The organism is Sutcliffiella sp. FSL R7-0096, assembly GCF_038595065.1.
Taxonomy (GTDB): Bacteria; Bacillota; Bacilli; order Bacillales; family Bacillaceae_I; genus Sutcliffiella_A.
On sequence record NZ_CP152003.1, the window covers coordinates 2,328,381 to 2,348,107 of the forward strand.

Annotated in this window: 17 protein-coding genes, 1 other RNA gene and 2 pseudogenes; 3 read left to right on the top strand and 17 right to left on the bottom strand. The window is 39.3% G+C overall.

From position 1 onward, the window contains the following. Positions 1-176: 176 nt before the first annotated feature. Both MKY77_RS11810 and MKY77_RS11815 read right to left on the bottom strand, forming a co-directional pair. Positions 177-1,781, bottom strand: a complete 1,605-nt coding sequence (locus tag MKY77_RS11810) for an ABC-2 transporter permease (RefSeq protein WP_339146007.1) — start codon at positions 1,779-1,781, stop codon at positions 177-179. Next, positions 1,781-2,695: an ABC transporter ATP-binding protein gene (locus MKY77_RS11815; protein ID WP_339146009.1), complete on the bottom strand. Its 915-nt coding sequence runs from the start codon at positions 2,693-2,695 to the stop codon at positions 1,781-1,783. The genes MKY77_RS11810 and MKY77_RS11815 overlap by 1 nt, the downstream gene beginning before the upstream one ends. A 162-nt stretch (positions 2,696-2,857) precedes the next feature. Between MKY77_RS11815 and MKY77_RS11820 the strand changes: the two genes are divergently transcribed. After that, on the top strand, positions 2,858-3,442 hold the full coding sequence (locus MKY77_RS11820; RefSeq protein WP_339146011.1) for a TetR/AcrR family transcriptional regulator: 585 nt from the start codon (positions 2,858-2,860) through the stop codon (positions 3,440-3,442). 40 nt (positions 3,443-3,482) lie between these two features. On the opposite strand, the pseudogene clpP reads toward MKY77_RS11820, so the two are convergent. Together clpP and MKY77_RS11830 are read right to left on the bottom strand one after the other, a co-directional pair. After that, a pseudogene (clpP, locus tag MKY77_RS11825) lies at positions 3,483-4,076 on the bottom strand (ATP-dependent Clp endopeptidase proteolytic subunit ClpP); the annotation flags it as partial. A gap of 6 nt (positions 4,077-4,082) precedes the next feature. Beyond that, positions 4,083-4,775: a sigma factor-like helix-turn-helix DNA-binding protein gene (locus MKY77_RS11830; protein ID WP_339146012.1), complete on the bottom strand. Its 693-nt coding sequence runs from the start codon at positions 4,773-4,775 to the stop codon at positions 4,083-4,085. Positions 4,776-4,969: 194 nt separating this feature from the next. Between MKY77_RS11830 and MKY77_RS11835 the strand changes: the two genes are divergently transcribed. After that, a complete protein-coding gene (locus MKY77_RS11835; RefSeq protein WP_339146013.1) occupies positions 4,970-5,293 on the top strand; it encodes a hypothetical protein in 324 nt (107 codons plus the stop codon). A gap of 58 nt (positions 5,294-5,351) precedes the next feature. On the opposite strand, the gene fumC is transcribed toward MKY77_RS11835, so the two are convergent. From fumC to MKY77_RS11900, 13 genes and pseudogenes are all read right to left on the bottom strand, one after another. Further along, a complete protein-coding gene (gene fumC / locus MKY77_RS11840; protein WP_339146014.1) occupies positions 5,352-6,737 on the bottom strand; it encodes a class II fumarate hydratase in 1,386 nt (461 codons plus the stop codon). Between the two features lie 134 nt (positions 6,738-6,871). Further along, positions 6,872-7,831, bottom strand: coding sequence for a rhodanese-related sulfurtransferase (locus MKY77_RS11845; protein WP_339149803.1), 960 nt, complete (start codon positions 7,829-7,831; stop codon positions 6,872-6,874). Between the two features lie 330 nt (positions 7,832-8,161). Beyond that, on the bottom strand, positions 8,162-9,208 hold the full coding sequence (locus tag MKY77_RS11850) for a hypothetical protein (RefSeq protein ID WP_339146015.1): 1,047 nt from the start codon (positions 9,206-9,208) through the stop codon (positions 8,162-8,164). 482 nt (positions 9,209-9,690) lie between these two features. After that, positions 9,691-11,085 (bottom strand): L-cystine transporter, encoded by a 1,395-nt coding sequence (locus MKY77_RS11855; RefSeq protein WP_339146016.1) that lies wholly within the window; start codon positions 11,083-11,085, stop codon positions 9,691-9,693. Positions 11,086-11,275: 190 nt separating this feature from the next. Continuing rightward, on the bottom strand, positions 11,276-11,545 hold the full coding sequence (locus tag MKY77_RS11860; protein ID WP_339146017.1) for a DUF1292 domain-containing protein: 270 nt from the start codon (positions 11,543-11,545) through the stop codon (positions 11,276-11,278). A gap of 180 nt (positions 11,546-11,725) precedes the next feature. Next, positions 11,726-11,914, bottom strand: a non-coding RNA gene (gene ssrS / locus MKY77_RS11865) — 6S RNA. Positions 11,915-11,958: 44 nt separating this feature from the next. Further along, a complete protein-coding gene (locus MKY77_RS11870; protein WP_339146018.1) occupies positions 11,959-12,249 on the bottom strand; it encodes a DUF6509 family protein in 291 nt (96 codons plus the stop codon). Positions 12,250-12,383: 134 nt separating this feature from the next. Further along, positions 12,384-13,502, bottom strand: a pseudogene (locus MKY77_RS11875) (DEAD/DEAH box helicase); the annotation flags it as partial. A gap of 116 nt (positions 13,503-13,618) precedes the next feature. Beyond that, entirely contained in the window at positions 13,619-14,218 is a 600-nt protein-coding gene (locus MKY77_RS11880; RefSeq protein WP_237662296.1) for a response regulator transcription factor, read from the bottom strand. Then, on the bottom strand, positions 14,215-15,351 hold the full coding sequence (locus MKY77_RS11885; protein WP_339146021.1) for a sensor histidine kinase: 1,137 nt from the start codon (positions 15,349-15,351) through the stop codon (positions 14,215-14,217). The genes MKY77_RS11880 and MKY77_RS11885 overlap by 4 nt, the downstream gene beginning before the upstream one ends. Before the next feature lie 406 nt (positions 15,352-15,757). After that, on the bottom strand, positions 15,758-16,243 hold the full coding sequence (locus MKY77_RS11890; protein WP_339149804.1) for a hypothetical protein: 486 nt from the start codon (positions 16,241-16,243) through the stop codon (positions 15,758-15,760). A gap of 555 nt (positions 16,244-16,798) precedes the next feature. Further along, complete coding sequence (locus MKY77_RS11895) at positions 16,799-17,770, bottom strand: tetratricopeptide repeat protein (RefSeq protein WP_342515724.1); 972 nt, start codon at positions 17,768-17,770, stop codon at positions 16,799-16,801. A gap of 51 nt (positions 17,771-17,821) precedes the next feature. Next, positions 17,822-18,019, bottom strand: a complete 198-nt coding sequence (locus tag MKY77_RS11900) for a hypothetical protein (RefSeq protein WP_342515725.1) — start codon at positions 18,017-18,019, stop codon at positions 17,822-17,824. A gap of 371 nt (positions 18,020-18,390) precedes the next feature. On the opposite strand from MKY77_RS11900, the gene MKY77_RS11905 reads away from it, so the two are divergent. Then, a complete protein-coding gene (locus tag MKY77_RS11905; protein WP_339146024.1) occupies positions 18,391-19,722 on the top strand; it encodes a cytochrome ubiquinol oxidase subunit I in 1,332 nt (443 codons plus the stop codon). Positions 19,723-19,727 lie beyond the last annotated feature (5 nt).

A 19,727-nucleotide genomic window follows, 5' to 3' on the forward strand; every position in this document is an offset into this window, starting at 1 on the left:
TTTTTAAACCAATCGTTATTTTACTTACTGTTGTGTTATGCAATGCCAAATATACTTTATGCATAACTAGAGTATGCAACAGTAAAAATTCCAATTGCCGACTTTTTACTAGTGAATAGCAACATTCTTTGAGAAAAAACAAAAAAGCCCCCCGTTATTAAAACGAGGGGCCCTCCTTATCCTGCCATATCGCGGTTGCGAAACCCTACAAAACCAACAATCGTAAGAACGATGGCAATCAGTGTGAGGACTGAAATGGTCAGATAGTTGATTTCTTCCACTGGAAGTTGTGGAATGTGTCCATATGGAGAAAGGTTTGCCATCCATTCAGGTAGCTTCAGCATGCCACCAAGATAAACAACAAAGAATGAATAGCCTAGTATAAGCCAAGTGAGACCTGTCAGTTTCGGCTTTAAGCCAATTGTAGCAACTCCGATACCAGTCATAATCCACAAAGCAGGCAAATAGACCAACCCGGCCTTTAAAAACGACTGTAAGGATATTGGGTCGTCCATGACTGAATCTGCTGCCACCCATAAGCCCAGTATAGCTAGAAGCAACATCACAAAACCAAAAACCAAAGACAAAGTCAAGTAGCTTCCTAATAACCTGGAACGAGAAACAGCTCTCGCAAGGATATGCTCAGTATGCCCCCTTTTCTCCTCCCCTTTAAGCTTCAATAAAAACATAATGGGAGGAATGGTGCAAATCATGGAGATAATGGCCATAAGCATGGTCATAAACTGTTCGGTCAATGTGAATCCTTCAACCGGTGGAAGCATCTCAGCGATCATTTCATTACTTGAAAAGAAAGACTCCAGATCTCCCAGGACGGAACCATAGGAAGCGCCCAAAATGAACATCCCAATCGCCCATGATATAATTCCTGTCCGCTGAAGCCTGAATGCCAAGCCAAAAGGGCTTTTTAAAAAGGTTGAAGCGTGAGTCTTTCCAGGCTTGGTAGCAATAAAACCAGAGCCTAAATCCCTGATAGCATGTAAGGAAAGTGCAACTAGAGCTATTAGAGCAGCTATACCTAATGTAAGTAAAATCGGCCACCAATAGTTGTTTACATAAACTTCTGTTCCAAGTATCCAGCCAAGTGGCGAGGTCCAAGATAATGCTTCATTACTTACGTCCCCTATTGCTCGAATCAAATACGCTAAACCCAGCACGGAAAAAGACAAGCCGATGGTCCCTCTTGAATTTGCCGAAAGTTGTGCAAACAAGATTGTTATAGCAGTAAACAGAATCCCTGTTGCTCCAAGCGCTCCCCCATACAAAAGAGAACCATTCAAACTCATGCTCTCAATTCCTAAAGAGAATAAACTGAAACCAATAATTAGAGCGAGCAGTAGATTTATACAAACCAAAACAATTATTGTAGCGGTCACATTTGCCAGTCTTCCGACAGGTAAGGAACGGATTAACTCGACGCGACCTTCCTCCTCATCATTTCGTGTATGTCTTGTAACGAGGAGGATGCTCATGATGGCAACCACGATAGCTGTAAATAAAAGCATCTGGTGCGCCATCATCGGACCTTCTGTATAGTTTTCCAACCCATAGCCTTTCCCGACCATGGCGGTCATGGCAGGATTCTTCATGGTTTCAGCAATTGCTTGTCTTTCTTGGTCATTCGCATATAACCCCGAAAAAGATGTGGCGGTTAATATCGTTATCAATGTGATTGAAACTAGCCAGATTGGAATACGTACCTTATCCCGCTTCAACATGAAGAGGATCAGGCTACCCGTGTTACTAAAACGTTGCTTCCACATCAAGCTTCCCCTCCCGCTCCTGAAATGGGAGTGTTTCCGCCTTCATAATGACGCATAAACAAATCTTCCAGTGTTGGAGGAGAGCTCTCCAATTTCACCAGTCCATACTGGCTTACATGTTTCATCACAGTATCGAGTTCTTCTGAATCCACCTGAAAAGATAAAGTAGAATCTTTTTGTTCAATTTCATGTACACCTTTCAACAAACCTAAACCTTCTATCGTTTGTTTCGTTTCAATCAAAAGATTTGTTCTAGTTAAGTGTCTCAGCTCATGTAATGTGCCTGTTTCTATGATCTTTCCTTGGCGGATGATTCCAACACGATCGCAGAGCTTCTCTACCTCAGAGAGTATATGGCTAGATAAAAGTACACTTTTTCCGGCATCCTTTGCCTCCATTACACATTCCTGAAAAACCATTTCCATTAATGGATCAAGACCAGAAGTTGGTTCATCCAATATATATAGATCTGCATTTGAGGCAAATGCAGCAACTAAAGCTACCTTTTGTCGGTTCCCTTTAGAATAGGTTCTACATTTTTTGGAAGGGTCCAATTTGAATTTTTCCATCAGCTCTTCCCTTTTCCCTTTATCGCTCCCCCCGCGAAGTTTCATGAATAGGTCAATTACCTCTCCCCCAGTTAAGTTCGGCCATAAAGTCACGTCACCAGGTACATAAGCAATTCTTTTATGGATCTCGACAGCATCCTTCCACGCATCAAGTCCAAATATCTTGGCTTCCCCATGTGAAGCTTTTAGAATGCCCAATAAGATACGAATGGTGGTGGACTTCCCCGCTCCATTTGGTCCGATGAACCCATATACCTCCCCGCTATTTACATTTAAATTAACCCTGTCCAACGCAGTAAATTTCCCGAAAGTCTTACTCAAGTTCTTTGTCTCTAAAATGGTCATTGAAGACCCTCCTCTTCCATATCTGGTTAAACTTAAAAATATGAAATATTTTAACTTATACAGTTCATAATATATATAATATTATCCTTTGACAAGAGTTTATGAAATATTCTATTTGTTTTATTACATATTTTTATTTAAAATAAAGAGGAGGTGAAGGAAATGGACGGTTTTCAACGACGGAGAGAACAAAAGAAGCAAGATATCTTAGATGCGGCACTGACACTTTATATGGAATACGGCATTCAAAAAGTATCCATTTCAGAAATTGCGCATAACGCAAATGTTTCGCAAGTAACGATTTATAATTACTTTAAAAGCAAACATAAATTAACAAGTGAGGTGTTTGGATATTACATAAACAAAACTTCCGATGACTTTGAAAAACTCATTCATAGCGATATACCATTCCCGGAAAAAATCAAACAGATTATCTTTAATAAGAAAGAAATCTCCAAGCAGATACATGAAGAATTTTATCTCTTTATGATGAAAGAATATTCGGCTGAAGGGAATATCATCGAGAAAATCTATGTGGAAAAGGCTTTGCCCTATTTTTCCAAACTGTTCAAAGAAGGAAAGGAACAAGGATATGTGGACCCTAACCTCTCCCAAGAAGCGATTTTATTCTATGTACAGATGCTGAAGGATTATATGCAACGGGAAGATGTGTATCAGAAAGTACTACCACTGACAGAAGATATAACCAATATCTTTTTTTACGGGATTATCGGGAAAAAGGACTAAAAAACAGGCTCCCTAAGTTAGGTGCCTGTTTTTTTGTGTTTTATCTTTTTATGATGACCTCATCAATAATCCCATAGTCTTTTGCTTCCGAAGCAGTCATAAAATTATCCCTGTCGGTATCCCGCTCAATTTTTTCAATTGGCTGTCCAGTATATTCGGCAATCATCTTGTGCAGATCGTCCTTTAACTTTAAGATTCTACGGGCGGATATTTCAATATCCGTCGCCTGCCCTCTTGCACCCCCGAGTGGTTGATGAATCATAATTTCGCTGTTCGGTAAGGCCATCCTCTTCCCTTTAGTTCCCGCCATTAGGAGCATCGCGCCGAAAGAAGCGGCCATTCCGATGCAAATGGTCCTTATATCCGGCTTAATATAGTGCATTGTATCAAGGATGGCAAATCCCGATGTAGTGGAGCCGCCTGGGCTGTTGATGTAGATGGATATCTCCTTATCTGGATCATCTGCGGCAAGAAATAAAAGCTGGGCAACTACACTGTTAGCGATTTGATCATTGATCTCATCCCCAATCATGATGATCCGATCCTTCAACAGACGGGAATAGATGTCGTAGGAACGCTCTCCTTTATTGGATTGTTCAATTACATAAGGTATGGTGGTCATTTTTTCTTCCTCCTTTTGTTATGCTGCACACTTAAATACATTACTTGGAGGTGGAGTAGAGAGTGATTGATTTATACCTATAGCTTCCGTTACTGTTGCAAATAGTGTAGGCAAAGCCTTTATCAAAGAACTTGGATCTTCATCCCGGAGACTGTCCTGGAATAACACCGGAAGGATTTCCCTTTCTTTCTCGTTCCAGAAGTTTTCGATAAAATCACTTTTAGTCGTTTCCTCATTTTCCAGTCGTTTTCTAGAACGGTGTAAAGAGGATTTAATGGCACCCTCAGTTGTTCCTAAAAGGTTTGCTATCTCTAAAGCCTGATAATCAAACGCTTCTTTCAGGAAGAATATGATGGCTTGTTTTGGTGTCATATTCTTTAAAAGGAATTCTGTCGTGATGATTGCTTTTTCCATATGAGGAATTGAAGACGTTTGCTCGTCCGGGACCTCCTGCAAGACTTCATTTTGTCTCTTACGTACAATATCAATCCACTTGTTGTAAGCAATCTTTTTTAGCAACCGATTACTTATAACCGCGGAATTACTGTAATGTTGAATTGTTTTGGTAATGGCTTCTTGAGCAAGATCACTCCCGTCCCATTCATTTTTTGTGAGAAAAATGCAATACCTAAGCAAATTTTGATATTTCTCATATAGTTCCTCATCATAGAAGACTGTTGATTTACACTGATCTCCTTCTGCATTTTTCATACTGAATCACTCCTTTACTCCACTCTATTATCTAAACGTTTCATACGCCCCTGAAGATACGGGGTAATTTTAAAATCTTTTAGAAAATCTGTAAACATACTGTAAAGAAAAATACCCCCACAATTTCTACGTTATTCATTAATATTATATATACAATACATAACCAAGTATCATTATGTTCATGGGAGGTAACTATGCAAACATATGTAAAGGATTCTTTATTAGAATGGAAGGAAGATATGCTTAAGCAAAAAAAGGAGATAGATGATGAATATGAAAAAGTAAAATCCGATCTCCAGCTATACTCCATAAAGTTCAGTATCACAAAACAAGTGATACAATCTACCATAAATGATGAAATCATTGAAAATATCAAAGAGTCCTATCACAGACCTTATGAAGAAAAGTTCCATGAACTTAAACAATACATAAAAGAATTAGATGAAAAGCGTAAAGTGTTTCAAATGTTTGTAGATAAGATAGATAAAGTAAGTGATACAGAATTGGTGGAAAAATAGAGATACTTAGGCTGTCTGGAATTTCAGTTCGATTTGAAATTCCGACAGCTCTTTTTCTTTATTGTGGCTTTACCATTTTACTTGGATCTACAAAGGCATCGAATTCATCTTCTGTAAGCAACTCCAATTTAAGTGCAGCCTCTTTTAAAGTGGTCCCCTCAATATGTGCAAGTTTGGCGATTTGCGCTGCTTTTTCGTATCCTATATGGGGATTCAAGGATGTCACCAGCATTAGAGAGTTTTGAAGGTGCAACGCAATCTTTTCAAGATTAGGTTCCATTCCGCTGACACATCTATCGTTGAAACTATTCATGCTATCTGTCAAAAGCGTGACAGACTGAAGGAAATTGTAGATGATGACTGGCTTGAACACATTCAATTCGAAATTCCCTTGGCTTGCAGCAATTCCAATCGTGACATCATTGCCCATTACTTGCGTTGCAACCATTGTCAGTGCTTCACTTTGGGTAGGATTGACTTTGCCTGGCATAATGGAGCTTCCGGGTTCATTTTCCGGAATGATTATCTCCCCGATTCCGCTTCTTGGACCACTAGAAAGCCACCTGACATCATTGGCTATCTTCATTAAATCAGCGGCAAGTGCTTTTATTGCTCCGTGTACATATACAACTTGATCATGACTTGTCAGTGCATGAAATTTATTTGTTGCAGAAGTAAAACTTTTCCCAGTAAGCTGTGTAATCTCTTCCGCCACCATTTCCCCGAATTTTGGGTGCGCATTTATACCTGTACCTACTGCTGTTCCTCCAATTGCCAGTTCTTTCATATGAGGGAGGCTTTCTATAATCATCATCTCATCTTTTTCAAGCATATAATGCCATCCGCTAATCTCTTGGCCCAGTGTCAGTGGGGTCGCATCTTGTAAGTGTGTTCTTCCTATTTTAATGACATCCTTAAATTCCTCTGACTTTTGAAGCAAGGTCTCTTTTAGTCTAGTTAGAGCTGGAAGGAGTCTTTCCTCCACTGCTAATACGCCAGCGATGTGAAGGGCAGTGGGGAACGTGTCATTGGAGCTTTGTGACATATTGACATCATCATTTGGATGAATCTTTTCATTTAGTTTTTTTTCATTCAAAAGCTGGTTTGCTCTATTGGCAATCACTTCGTTTACATTCATATTGGTTTGTGTCCCACTACCTGTTTGCCACACAGCTAAAGGGAACTGATCATCCCATTTTATATCGATTATCTCGTCTGAGGCTTCTGTGATCGCTTGGGATTTTACGGTGGATAGCTTGTTTAACTTTTCATTACTTTTGGCTGCTGCTTTTTTTAATAGCGCAAAAGCGTAAATAATCTCTAATGGCATCTTCTCAGTACCAATAGCAAAATTTTCGATGCTCCTTTGAGTTTGTGCCCCCCATAGTTTATCCTTTGGAACCTTTATCTCTCCCATTGTATCTTTTTCAATTCGGTATTCCATATATGTACTCCCCTTTCTATTCATTACTTACTATTTACCTCTATTGTTAAAAGAAAAACGTAGGCTTTTCAGATAAGTATTTCTTTAAGTGCACAAAAATAACCTGCCTCTCATTTGAGAAACAGGTTAGCTAATTAGTTTGTAACTTCTTCTTTAATTGCATCCACTCTTTTGCTGACTTCTTCTTCTGTTAGATCGTGTTCTGTAATATAGCGGTTTCTTGGGTGTACACGGCATTCATGTGAGCAACTGCGCAGGTATTTGTGTTCGTTTTCTTCTGAGCTCAAGATCTTTTTATTACACTCAGGGTTTGCACAGTTTACATAACGCTCGCAAGGTTCACCGCTAAAATGATCTTTACCAACCACCACATGCTCTTTCTGGTTGATAGGAACACTGATCCGCTCATCAAATACGTAGCATTGTCCATCCCATAGTTCTCCTTGCACTTCAGGATCTTTCCCGTAAGTGACGATTCCCCCATCCAACTGGGATACATCCTCAAAACCTTCTTCAAGTAACCATCCGGAGAACTTTTCACAACGCACCCCGCCAGTACAATACGTCAGGATCTTTTTGCCTTCAAATTCCTTTTTATTTTCTTTGATCCATTGAGGAAGCTCCTTGAACGTGTTGATGTCAGGTTTTATTGCCCCACGGAAATGCCCTAGATCGTACTCATAATCATTGCGAGCATCGATTACAACCGTATCTTCACTTTGTAGTGCTTCCAACCATTCTTTCGGTTTTAAGTGTTTACCTGTTGTTTTACGGGGATCGATATCATTTTCCAATCGTAAGGTCACCAATTCTGGACGATAGCGGACCTTCATCTTTGGGAAAGTGTGTTCGGATACTTCATCTACTTTATACGTAATGTCTGAGAACAATGGATGTGCATTCATATGTGCTATATAAGCATCTGTTTGCTCTACCGTCCCTGAGACTGTACCATTGATTCCTTCTTTTGCAATTAAAACACGACCTTTTATACCTAGGTCATTACAGAATTCTAGATGTTGCTGAGTGATCTCTTCAGGATTCTCAATATCCACATATTTATAATACAATAATACTCTATAGTCTTGACTCATCATTATCACCAATACCTTTATTAAATTTATCTATTTACATAGTTGACATAATTGTTTCTATATATAAGAAGTTACAACATATTACTATATCAAAAATATTAGGAATGTGACAAGTTTTTATTACTATAACGCAAAGTGGTTGTTTTAATTCCTATGTTATTGCTTAAAATGTATTGATTAAATTAAGAAAGGTGTCATTAGGGATTATTTTCATCGGGATCCCATTGGGAATAAGCCGGAACATCTATTGGAAGTAGAGGATTTTGGTATTGGAGATTAAAACATAAGAAGAGTAGCATCTAAGCTGCTCTTCTTATATTTACATGGAGGTTATTTTATTGAACCTATATAGGACAGAGATTCTACATCTACAGAATCATAGGAACCATCGAGTATTTTTCTTATATCCTCAAGCATCGTCTGCAGATCAACATCTTCTCCTTTCTTACCGGAGAATGCTTCTGCAACAAAGAAGGGTTGGGTTAAGTATGCTTCTAATCTTTCCCCTCTTTTATACGTTTGTATCTCAGTATCAGGGAGTAGTTTCATTCCTCTTACTTGAACAAGTGAGCGTAATTCACGGTATCGTCTTAGAAGCTTTTGCGAGCGTTGTTGTATGGATAAGTGGTGTTGATCTAGGTGGGCACCTTCTAATACGGATGAGGTGGATTGTAAGGGATTAATTGCCGGATATTTATATCTTGCTGCAAGATCTGCATCAAATTGCCATATTGTTTCTAATGGTCCATAAGGAAGTTCTTCATCTACAACTTGCCCACTTAAATCTAGAAGGAATGTTGTAACTGTAGTCATCCCTACCATCTCTAACTTATTATGAAGGTCTTGGATGTTCCCATTTGCTACATGGCCACGATCTGCAGCAAAAACTATTTCTATATTTGGTCCAAGTTCCATGATTTTTTGATAAGCTTCTTCTATTGAATTAACAGTATAATCGACATAGTCAAGGATATCGTCCACTTCGGGATGTTCTCCCTTAGGTGTGAGCATGAGGGTATTGTATCCCTCTCGTTTAAGCCGATAATACAATTCTGCCAACACGACAAGTTGCCCCATACCTGGTCGTGCTACAAGCCCATTGGTGCCTCCTTTAGTCAATGGAGCCAACAAATCGATCGCTTTTATTTTCGTTTCAATCATGTCAACCTTCTCCCCTCTCAGTATCAATTCATCCAAGCTACACTCTGCTAATTCTGTTAACGCAATAATGGTGCGAACCTCTGCTCTTCCAACTGGGATTTTCCCTGTGCACAGATTTGAAACCGTGGCGGGTCTTAAACCAACCGATTTGGCCGCACTTGTGAGGTTTGGTACCTTTCTACGCAATAAAGCAACATTCAATCTCACATTTTCCATTATTTACACCTCCTGTTACTTTATAGAGTAAATGATTTTATCTTATAAGGCAATATTCATTTACGTTTAAAGGTAATTATTTTTACTCTTGTTAAAAACCACTTGGATTGTAACTTATCGGAGGCAGATTGTAACTTTTTCCGAAGTTATTGTAACTTTCTTACCGGTTATTGTAACAATAAGGAAAAACAACAAAAAAAGAGCAGCACCCAGCTGCTCTCAGACTGTTGACCAATCCAATTTATTTTTAAAAATGCATATAATTGTTGATTTGCGTTTCAGACGCTTCGCTTTCCGCGGGCGGTCCGGGAGCCTCCTCGGGCTACGCCCTGCGGGGTCTCCCATGTCCCTTCCTCCCGCAGGAGTCTGCGCGTCTTCCACTACGATCAACATGGTTACTGCATACCTTGAAGATTAGAATAAATTTATCTACACACTGAGAGCACAGCACCCAGCTGCTCTTTCCTCCTCAAAAAGCCTTATCAAACATCCAACTCCATATCCGTTGATTCTTTACTGTTATAAACGGAAGTATCCAGATCATTCGTCACCTTACTTGTCAGGACACCAGCGGTCATACTACCACTTACATTCACTGCTGTACGACCCATATCAATAAGTGGTTCAACAGATATCAACAAACCAGCAAGTGCAATTGGTAAGTCCATTGCTGATAACACGAGTATAGCTGCGAATGTTGCACCGCCTCCTACACCTGCAACCCCAAAGGAACTGATAGCTACTATGACAATCAACATGAACAAGAAGGATGGATCTAGAGGGTTAATACCCACGGTTGGAGCAATCATGACTGCCAGCATGGCCGGATAAACACCGGCACAACCGTTTTGACCGATGGATAATCCAAATGAGCCGGCAAAATTGGCAATTCCATCTGAGACACCGAATTCCTTCGTTTGCGTCTTGATGTTTAATGGTAACGCTCCTGCACTTGTTCTAGATGTGAAGGCAAACGATAGAACCGGAATCGCTTTACGGACATATGTCAAAGGATTCAAGCCTGCAATTGCTAAAAGAATCAAATGGATACCGAAAACAATTGCCAATGCCACATAAGAGGCAGCTACAAATTGCCCTAGTTTCGCAATGGCTCCATAATCACTCGTTGCGGTCACCCTTGTCATTAATGCTAAAACCCCATACGGAGTTAATCGAAGAATCAGTGTAACGACTCTCATTATGATGGTATAGAATGTATCTACTATTTTAGCGAAGGATTCCGCCTGCTCCGGGTTCTTACGTCTGACCCCCAAATAGGCAATCCCGATAAATGCGGCAAAGATGACTACTGCTATTGTAGAAGTGGAACGTGCACCGGTGAAATCAAGAAACACATTTGATGGAATGAAGTCTAGCATCTGTTGTGGGAATGTTTTGGATGCAAGGTCCCCTGCTCGCTGCTCCATCTGTTCCCCTCTGGCTGTTTCCGCTTCTCCCTGCTCAATCTGAATTGCTTCCAAATCGAAGACAAGCGTGGTACCGATACCAACTGCCGCTGCTACAGCTGTCGTACCGATCAAGATACCAATGATCAATCCGCTGATTTTTCCGATGTTGCTCTTTAAAGTAAGTCTTGTGAAAGCGGCAATGATACTGATGAAAACTAAAGGCATGACAATCATTTGAAGAAATTTCACATACCCTGAACCCACAATGTTGAACCAGTCGATAGAACCGGTCAACACTTCTGAACCCGATCCATAAACAAACTGGAGTCCAAGTCCAAAAACAATCCCAATCCCTAATGCGGAGAAAACACGCTTAGAAAAAGAGACGCCTTTCTTTTGCATCGTATAAAGCCCAAAGCACAGTAAAAGTAATAAAATAATATTAAGTACAATAAACAAAGTATCCATACTCTCTCCCCCTTCTTCCATAATTAAATACTTTAATCCACTAAAACATCCCTGTCAAGTAGGAATTGGATAATGAAGAATATCTTTCCATGGGAAAATTATTCTTTGATACATTTTATGGGGCTAATTTTCATACATGCCCTAAAAAAAAAAAAGAGGCTGTCCTTTTTATGGGACAACCCTTCATGTATTACTGTTCCTCCTCCACCATTCCTTCGAATGCGGCGGATACTTTATCAAATTCTTCGTCTGTTTCAATTTCAGAGAGTTCTCCATCTTCCTCTACTTTAAGGAAGAAAATATCGACATCTCCTGTTGTTTCTTTCTCGATTTCCTCTACAAAACCGACTGCAACATAGATAGACCCTTCCACTTCCATCGTACCAAGTACTTCAAGTTCCTGTTCCTGGTCATTTTCATCTGTCACAATAAAGATATCTCCTACTTCTACCTTGTCCATAATGCTATCTCCCTTCCATAATTGATTGCCTTAGTAAGTCATTCCCTATCTACCCTAATATATACTTCATATGGGACGTACTAATCTTACCATATTGTGCTAATCTATTAATAGGGGAAGAAAATAAAAACGAGCCTCCAACACTAAGATGGAAGCTCGTTTTTTAGTGTGTTTTTAAAGGAACAAGCCACAACTGCCGTAACTTAGTATAAGAAAGTTTTAAACCACCACTCCTGAAAGTGGGTGTTCGCAAAAACATTCCTGTCGTCCTCTATCCATGGAGGCATGACATTCCTGCTTTTATATAAAACTCCCTAGCTAAGTATAAAGGTTAAAACTTTGTTATGGTTACGTACATCGTAGCTTGTTTCCCTATAGTACAGGAGAACGAGAAAAAATGCAAATGGTTTTAGTTAAAGCACAGTCTTGTAATGTTCGCCGCAATATGCAAGCACAGCCTGCTCTTCCTCTTCTTCCATTTCAAAATCCAACGCTTTATTGCTATTCTCTTCGTAGAACTGGTATTGTGCAATTCTGGACCCTGACTCATCCACAGCGTAAATCACCTTTAAATAGACTCCTTGCTCGGTATATAATTCATCTTCTTCATCAATATTTAGTTCCAGGAAAAATTCGTATCTATCTCCCTCAATGATTCCTGTAGGGTCTTTTAGCTTTTCCGCTTCATGTCCTTTAATGTTCATGTTTTATGTCTTCCTTTCTATCTCTTGAAATTCTTATTGGGAAACTCTTTTTTACGTGCTTTTTCTTTTCGCGCTTTGAGAATGTTTTTTTGGCGCTCTTCCTCATAATCGTCACGATCTGGAATACTGACACCCTTAAATACTATCTTTTCTATAGGCGTGCCTATCCCTTTTTCTATCATATGAAGAAAATCCACATCTCTTGGAGCATAAAGTGTATAAGCTTCTCCAGTTCCTGACGCACGTCCAGTACGCCCGGTACGATGGATATAAGTTTCTAAATCCTGGGGGATATCATAATTATAAACATGTGTAACGCCTTCTACATCAAGGCCACGGGCAGCCACATCTGTGGCGACCAGGTATTGTAGCTTGGCTTCTCTGAACCATTTCATCGCTCTGTTTCGTTTGGATTGAGGAATGTCACCGTGCAATGCTTCACATTCCACTCCTTGTTGTTTGAGGACTTCCGTTAGTTTTTGTACCCTCGCCTTCGTCCGGCAGAAGATAATAGCTAGATAAGGATTTTGCTCTTTGATCAAGTGGATCATTGTACCCTCTTTACGGCGGTCAGTCGTTTCAACAGCATAATGGTTTATTGTATCTACTGTCACTTGCTTTTCTTTTATTTCAATATATTTTGGTTCCTTCATATATTTCTTCGCGAGTGCGTGTATTTGATCCGGTATGGTGGCGGAGAACAGCATTGTCTGACGGGAAGAAAACGTTTCTGCTGTAATGGTGTCAATATCGGGAAGAAATCCCATCAATAGCATCTGATCGGCTTCATCAATAACAAGCATGGAGATGGTGGAAAGATCTATGGTTCCTCTTCTCACATGATCCAATAATCGACCTGGTGTTGCCACGACGATATGTTGTGCACCTTTCAGCTTTTTTAGTTGTGATTCTACATCTTGACCACCGTAAACGGCGAGAACATTCAGGTCATCTATGTTTTCCTTCAGTTTTTTTATTTCTTTTGTAATTTGATGGGCCAGCTCCCGTGTCGGTGTCAGGATCAATGCCTGTGTGTCGGGATTATTCACATCCACTTTTTCTAATACGGGCAATACAAAAGCTAGTGTCTTCCCTGTTCCTGTTTGTGCCTGGGCGATTACATCATGGCCTTGAAGCACTGAAGGGATGGTTTTTTCTTGGATCGGGGTTGGAGTATGTATTCCTAGGGATTTTAATGTATGATTTATCCCTTTACGCACTCCTAATTGTATAAAATCAGTCACTCTTATCACGTCTCTTTTCTGGTTTAAAGCTTGAAATAGCTCCAATTACTATACCATATTTTTAAAGCAAGCATACATAAAAACCGATCCACTAACAAGATCGGTTTTTACCATTCTATCCAATTTCATTTAAACCAACCCTTTTCCTTGGATTGGGTGATCGCTTCAATTCGGTTCTTTACTTCTAGTTTATCTAGTATGGTAGAGATGTAATTTCTAACTGTTCCGGATTTGATGCTCAGTTCATTGGCAATTTCTTGTGTATTCTTCCCATCAGCAACCAGTTCGAGTACCGCTTTCTCTCTCTCTGTAAGAGGATTTTCTTCACCGTAAAAATCATCCATCAGTTCAGGGGCATATATTCGCCTTCCCGACATGATGCTTCGTATCGAGTTAGCCAGTTCTTCACTTGGGCTGTCTTTCAATAAGTAACCAGTAACTCCCGCTTTTAATGCTCTTTGAAAATACCCTGTTCTAGCAAATGTAGTCAATATGATTATTTTACAACCCAGACCTTTTAGCTCTTCTGCTGCTTCCAACCCGGTTTTTTCAGGCATTTCTATATCCATGATACAAACGTCCGGCTTTAACTTATGAAAAAGTTCCACTGCTTCGTCTCCATTGCCTGCCATTCCGACAACTTCCATGTCATCTTCCAAATCCAGTAACGAACCTAAGGCACCTAACATCATCCGTTGGTCTTCTGCTATTACTATACGTATCATACATGCTCCTCCTGTTCCCTCTGATTGACCATTTTGGGCACCTTTATGATAATAGTTGTTCCCTTGTCACCCTCAATTTCCATCAAGCCATTTACGAATTCCAACCGTTCCTTCATTCCAAGAAGGCCGCTTCCTTTGACGATGTCGTTTTCCTCCATCATGCCGATTCCATCATCCTTAATGATAACCCTAATCTCATCACCAAGCTGTTCCAGTGAAATGTGACAGATGGATGCCTTACTATGTTTAACGACATTGGTGACGGCCTCTTTCAGGCACATGCTCAATATGTTTTCCAGAAATAAGGAGTTATTCTTTAATGGCAGATCATGCTCCAATTTAAGCTCTATTTCTGCAGCATCAAGTATCTGCCTTATTCTAATGAATTCCTCTTTCAACCGGATACCTCTCATCTGCGAAACCATCTGTCTCACTTCATTCAAAGCGGTCCTTGCTGTCTGTTGTACATCTTTTAGCTCTGACTTAGCTTGTTCAGGATTTTTGTTTAAAACCTTCCTTGCAAGATCGCTCTTCAGGCCAATTAATGAAAGTTTCTGACCAAGCGTATCGTGTAAATCTCTAGCAATCCGTTGTCTTTCCTCTTGAATGATCAGTTCCGAAATTCTTTTATTTGCCACATCTAGCTGTTCTTCCAGCTGGTCTTGCTTTCGCTTGTTATATAAATTGAACGGAAGTAATATTACTGCGATCCATATGATGACAACAAAAGGAATTTGCTGTAAAAACAATTCATCCCTCATAACAACATTTATATTGATTGCAACTGTGGTAGCTATTAAATGGATGATATATAAAACGATGAATGCTATTTTATTTTTAATCTTTCCATTGTAATAGGCAATGTAGAATGCGAAATAAATAAAATGAAACAAGATCGTCATAGTGATGGAGATCGCAATTAACAGGCAAGTCCATAAATAAACTGGCCACTTATTAGAGATGAAAGCAAATCTGTATGCAACAAAAAATAAAATCGTTAAAATAAAACCGATTATGACCTCCGTTGTAGAGGATGATTGAAATATAAAATAGAAAGGGAGAATACTAAAAACACTCCAGATATACGGAGAGATCCCTGACCCTTTTTGGAAAATAGAAAACCTTTTTCTCATATTGGACCCTCATTTTTCTAGGCTCTTTTCTCAAAGATTGTTGCTATTCTCTAGTAAAAAGTCGGTAATTGGACTTTTTATTGATTAGAAACTTTAAAAAACGCAGTAATTAATTTAGTATTGCAGGGAAAAGAGCCCGACAATGACGAATTATAACGGTGATTTTATTAAAACGTAAAAGTAACAAAGTTTACGAAAAGAGCCTTCTTCTTTGTTGTACAACTATTTTAACACACTTAAAAGGAAAGTTATGTAAGTTTTTAATGTTTTCATTATCCAAGTTATTTTACTTCATTTTCAAGCGGGAGACACAGTCATATGTGTCATGCCACAATGATGACAAATGTCATGGGAAACAAAAACGGGAATTCATCATGGAAGATAAAAACCCGTATCGTATCATTATTTAGTTTGGTGGATTCTTATCAAATCGTTTATTCATCAATATATTTAATGCTGCCATCCCATCACTTGGACAGCCGTTCAAATGGTTGATCGGAAACAAGGAGAAGAAGATAAAATAGAATGAGAAATAGGTAAATTGGTAGAAAAAAATGCTCGGCTGGAGAACTCCATTTAGAATAAGTGTGTTCAAGATAAAAATGGACAAGATGTTAAAAATGGATCCTCCCAGGTAGACGAGTATTTTTTCTGGCTTTGTGGCTTTTTTACCTAGTGAAATATATTCACACCATCCATCATAGAAATATAACTTCCTGATACGGATGGAACCTATATTGAATAGAACGTTTCCAGTACCGATATGGACAATGACCTTGCCGCCAAAAATCTTTGCAAAGAAGTAATGACCCATTTCATGGATAATGGTCACCATAGGCAGCACCAGAAAAAAAGAAAAGAAAAATTTCCATAAATCATTGAAGCCGAACAATAGAAGCACGTCCTTTAACGAAGTAATAGAACTAAATAGTCCTACCATACCCGTTTTTCAAAAATCAAACTAAAAAATGAGAAAAAAGTTGAAACTAAGCCAATCTCCCCATTTCCCTCCAATAAAAAAACCAGATCTATGAAGATCCGGGCAGACTGTTGACAAACTATATACTAGTTAGGTTATCTGTTGGAAGAGTTGATTTTCGTTACAGGAGCTTCGCTTTCCGCGGGCAGTCCGGAAGCCTCCTCGGCTACGCCCTGCGGGGTCTCAAGATTGTCGCTATCCCCCCGCAGGAGTCTTCGCCTATTGCTCCAATCAACAGCTGGAAACCATAAAAAAGATAAGTTTTTGGGTTTTTCAATGGCCTTAGCTACGCCCTGCGGAGTATTCCATGTCCTTTCTTCCCCCAGGACAAGGAATACTTCGACAGCAATTTATTTTCGAGGAGTCTTCGCTCCTTCCACTGCAATCAACTTAAGATTTTCATTATTTTAAGCTTTGTCTACACACTAACCGGATCTAAGTAGATCCGGTTTGGTGCCGAGGTTTTGGTCAATAGGCCATTTTGGATTTGATATTTTGTAGACAGCTGTTGTAAAAGTCGCTTGCTAATTTGAATTGGTCATTTTGGTAATAATACTTCGCCAACATCTCGGTGTATTTATTTGCATACCTTTCGTTGCCTGCACTTTTGAAGTAAGGGAGCACTTCATTTAAGATGTAATCTTCTATCTTGTCGCTCTTATCCAAAAGATAAAGGTGGGTGGTAAAATGTAGGATGTATTCTTTCAGGTTGATTCTCTCAGCTAAAGAAAGGCCCTGCTCTGCCCACTCCTTAGAAATTTCTTTTTGGTTCAAGAAATAGTACTCTTCTACTAGGCCAAGAATTGAAAATACACTTCTCTCTTCTTCCTTCTTTAATTTCAATGATTCTAAGTAATAAAATATAGCCTCTTCAGATTGTTGCAAATAGGATTTAATTTCCCCAAGATTATTTAATGCCATCGATTCTAGATATCTATCTTGTATGCTTTCCCCAATATTCTTGGCAGACAGATAGTGTTTTTCTGCGAGTTCAAAACGCTTGGAATAGATGTAGTTAATCCCTAAAATCACATGGCATTCTGCTGACCTTTTATTATGATATAGACCTTGGTAAATAGCCAGGGCCTCTTCAGCATAATAGATGGATTCAAACGAATCGCTTGTTTTAAGCTTGGTCAATGCAATCTGGTAATACAATTCTGCTTTATCTTCTTCTGAAATGAATGGGAGCTTGTTGGATAAATTAAGGGCATGTTCAAGTGCAAGTGTGGATTGTAGAAAATTATCAGTCCTATAATAAAAGATTCCTAATGTTTTAAAATGAATATATTCTATAGAGGGGTTCAAACTTGTAGATAATACATCAATCTGTTTGTATGTAGGCTCATAAAGCTTCTTATCATTAATCAACATGAAATATTTCAATTTAACCACAAGATAAAACAATAAGATCTCTTCGGGTAGGTTCTCCTTATCCATGCTGAATTGATCATTTAAATAGATATATTTCTCTTTTGCGCCTTTTTTATCTTATTTTACCGTACAATCATAAATGGAGTACAGCACCTCTTCGAGTGGAGACGTGATACTTCTAGTGTAATCTACTCTTGACCTTTGGTACAATTCACCGGTTAAATCAGCAGTGCCGACGATTCTATTATCTTTACTAGAATTCAGAGAAGATTTGTCCAGTGATAGACTCATCGTATGATTGTTTATATTACTCATCGCAAACTCCCTTTGTGTGAATTATAAGAATATTTTACCACCTTATTCAGCATATTTATACTACTTTCCATCAATTTCTATGTTTTTTCTTACATTTATATAATAAATAGTGTAATAGATGTCCAACTTTAGTCCATAAGTTTCCATGGGCATTTATGAGATTTCCATGTCACAATTTCGCCGAAACTTTGCCATAAAGATGTCATAAACAAATGCCATTACCCGGTTTTGCTTATTCCTTATAGGGAATATACTAGAAAGAGAGTTTGCTTCAAACTTAATATTGTGAAGTATTGAGCAAACTGTTGTATAATGTGAGAGGGCATAAATTAACGAACTATGTTGAATGTGTTTAAAAGGAGTGAGTATGGATGTTGGAATACGATCCGGTCTTATATAGTCGAATATTAACCGGTATTACATTGGCTGTTCATGTCATTTTCGCGACTATCGGTGTAGGGGTCCCCCTCATGATCTTATTAGCGGAATGGATGGGAATAAAGCGTAACGATGAACATTATCGCCTGCTTGCAAGACGCTGGGCCCGGGGGTTTGTGATAACCGTAGCAATCGGAGTTGTGACAGGAACCGCTATTGGTCTCCAATTGAGTTTGCTCTGGCCTAACTTCATGCAAATGGCTGGCCATGTCATAAGCTTACCTTTGTTTATGGAGACGTTTGCCTTCTTCTTTGAAGCTATCTTTCTAGGAATTTATCTTTACACATGGGATCGTTTTAAAAAGAAAATCTATCATTTATTTATTTTGATACCAGTAGCACTTGGAGCCACTGCTTCCGGATTTTTCATCACAACGGTTAATGGTTTCATGAATGCCCCTAGAGGATTTGATTTAGAAAATGGTGTATTGACAAACATTCGGCCATTAGAAGCGATGTTCAATCCAGCAACCCCAACAAAGGTTGCACATGTGTTATCATCCGCCTATTTGACGACCGCCTTCCTACTTGCTGCAATTGCAGCATTTGCACTACTTAGAGGAAAAGATCATGTTTATCATAAAAAAGCATTGCACTTAACCATGACAGCAGCGGCGGTATTCGCTATCTCCACAGCACTGATTGGAGACTTTTCAGGTAAGTATCTAGCAAAATATCAACCAGAAAAACTAGCTGCGGCAGAGTGGCATTTTGAAACTTCAACCGAAGCACCCCTAATATTAGGGGGGGTCCTGCAAGATGATAATAGTGTAAAATATGCTTTGGAAATTCCATATGCATTAAGTATATTAGCTCATGGCTCTCCCGATGCCGAGGTAATTGGTTTGGAAGAGTTCCCTGAAGAAGAACTTCCCCCCCTGATTGTGCATTATTTCTTTGACTTGATGGTGGGAATAGGAATGTTTCTAGCATTTGTTTCTATTCTGTATGCCTTATTTGCTAGGGTTAGGAAATGGAATGAGTGGAATAGGCCTTTGTTATGGGCCATTGTAGCTGGCGGACCATTGTCCCTCTTGGCTATTGAAATGGGATGGTTCTTCGCTGAACTAGGCAGGCAGCCATGGCTTCTTGTCGGTTATATGACAGTGGAGGAAGGCGCAACAACTTCTGAACATGTAGACCTGATGATTGTATTGTTTGTCCTTCTTTACATCGTCTTATGTACCACATGTGCGACCGTCCTAAGGAAAATGTTCAAAAATAACCCCGTGGAGAAAGAGCTCCGCGACAGGGGCATGGAGTAAGGAGG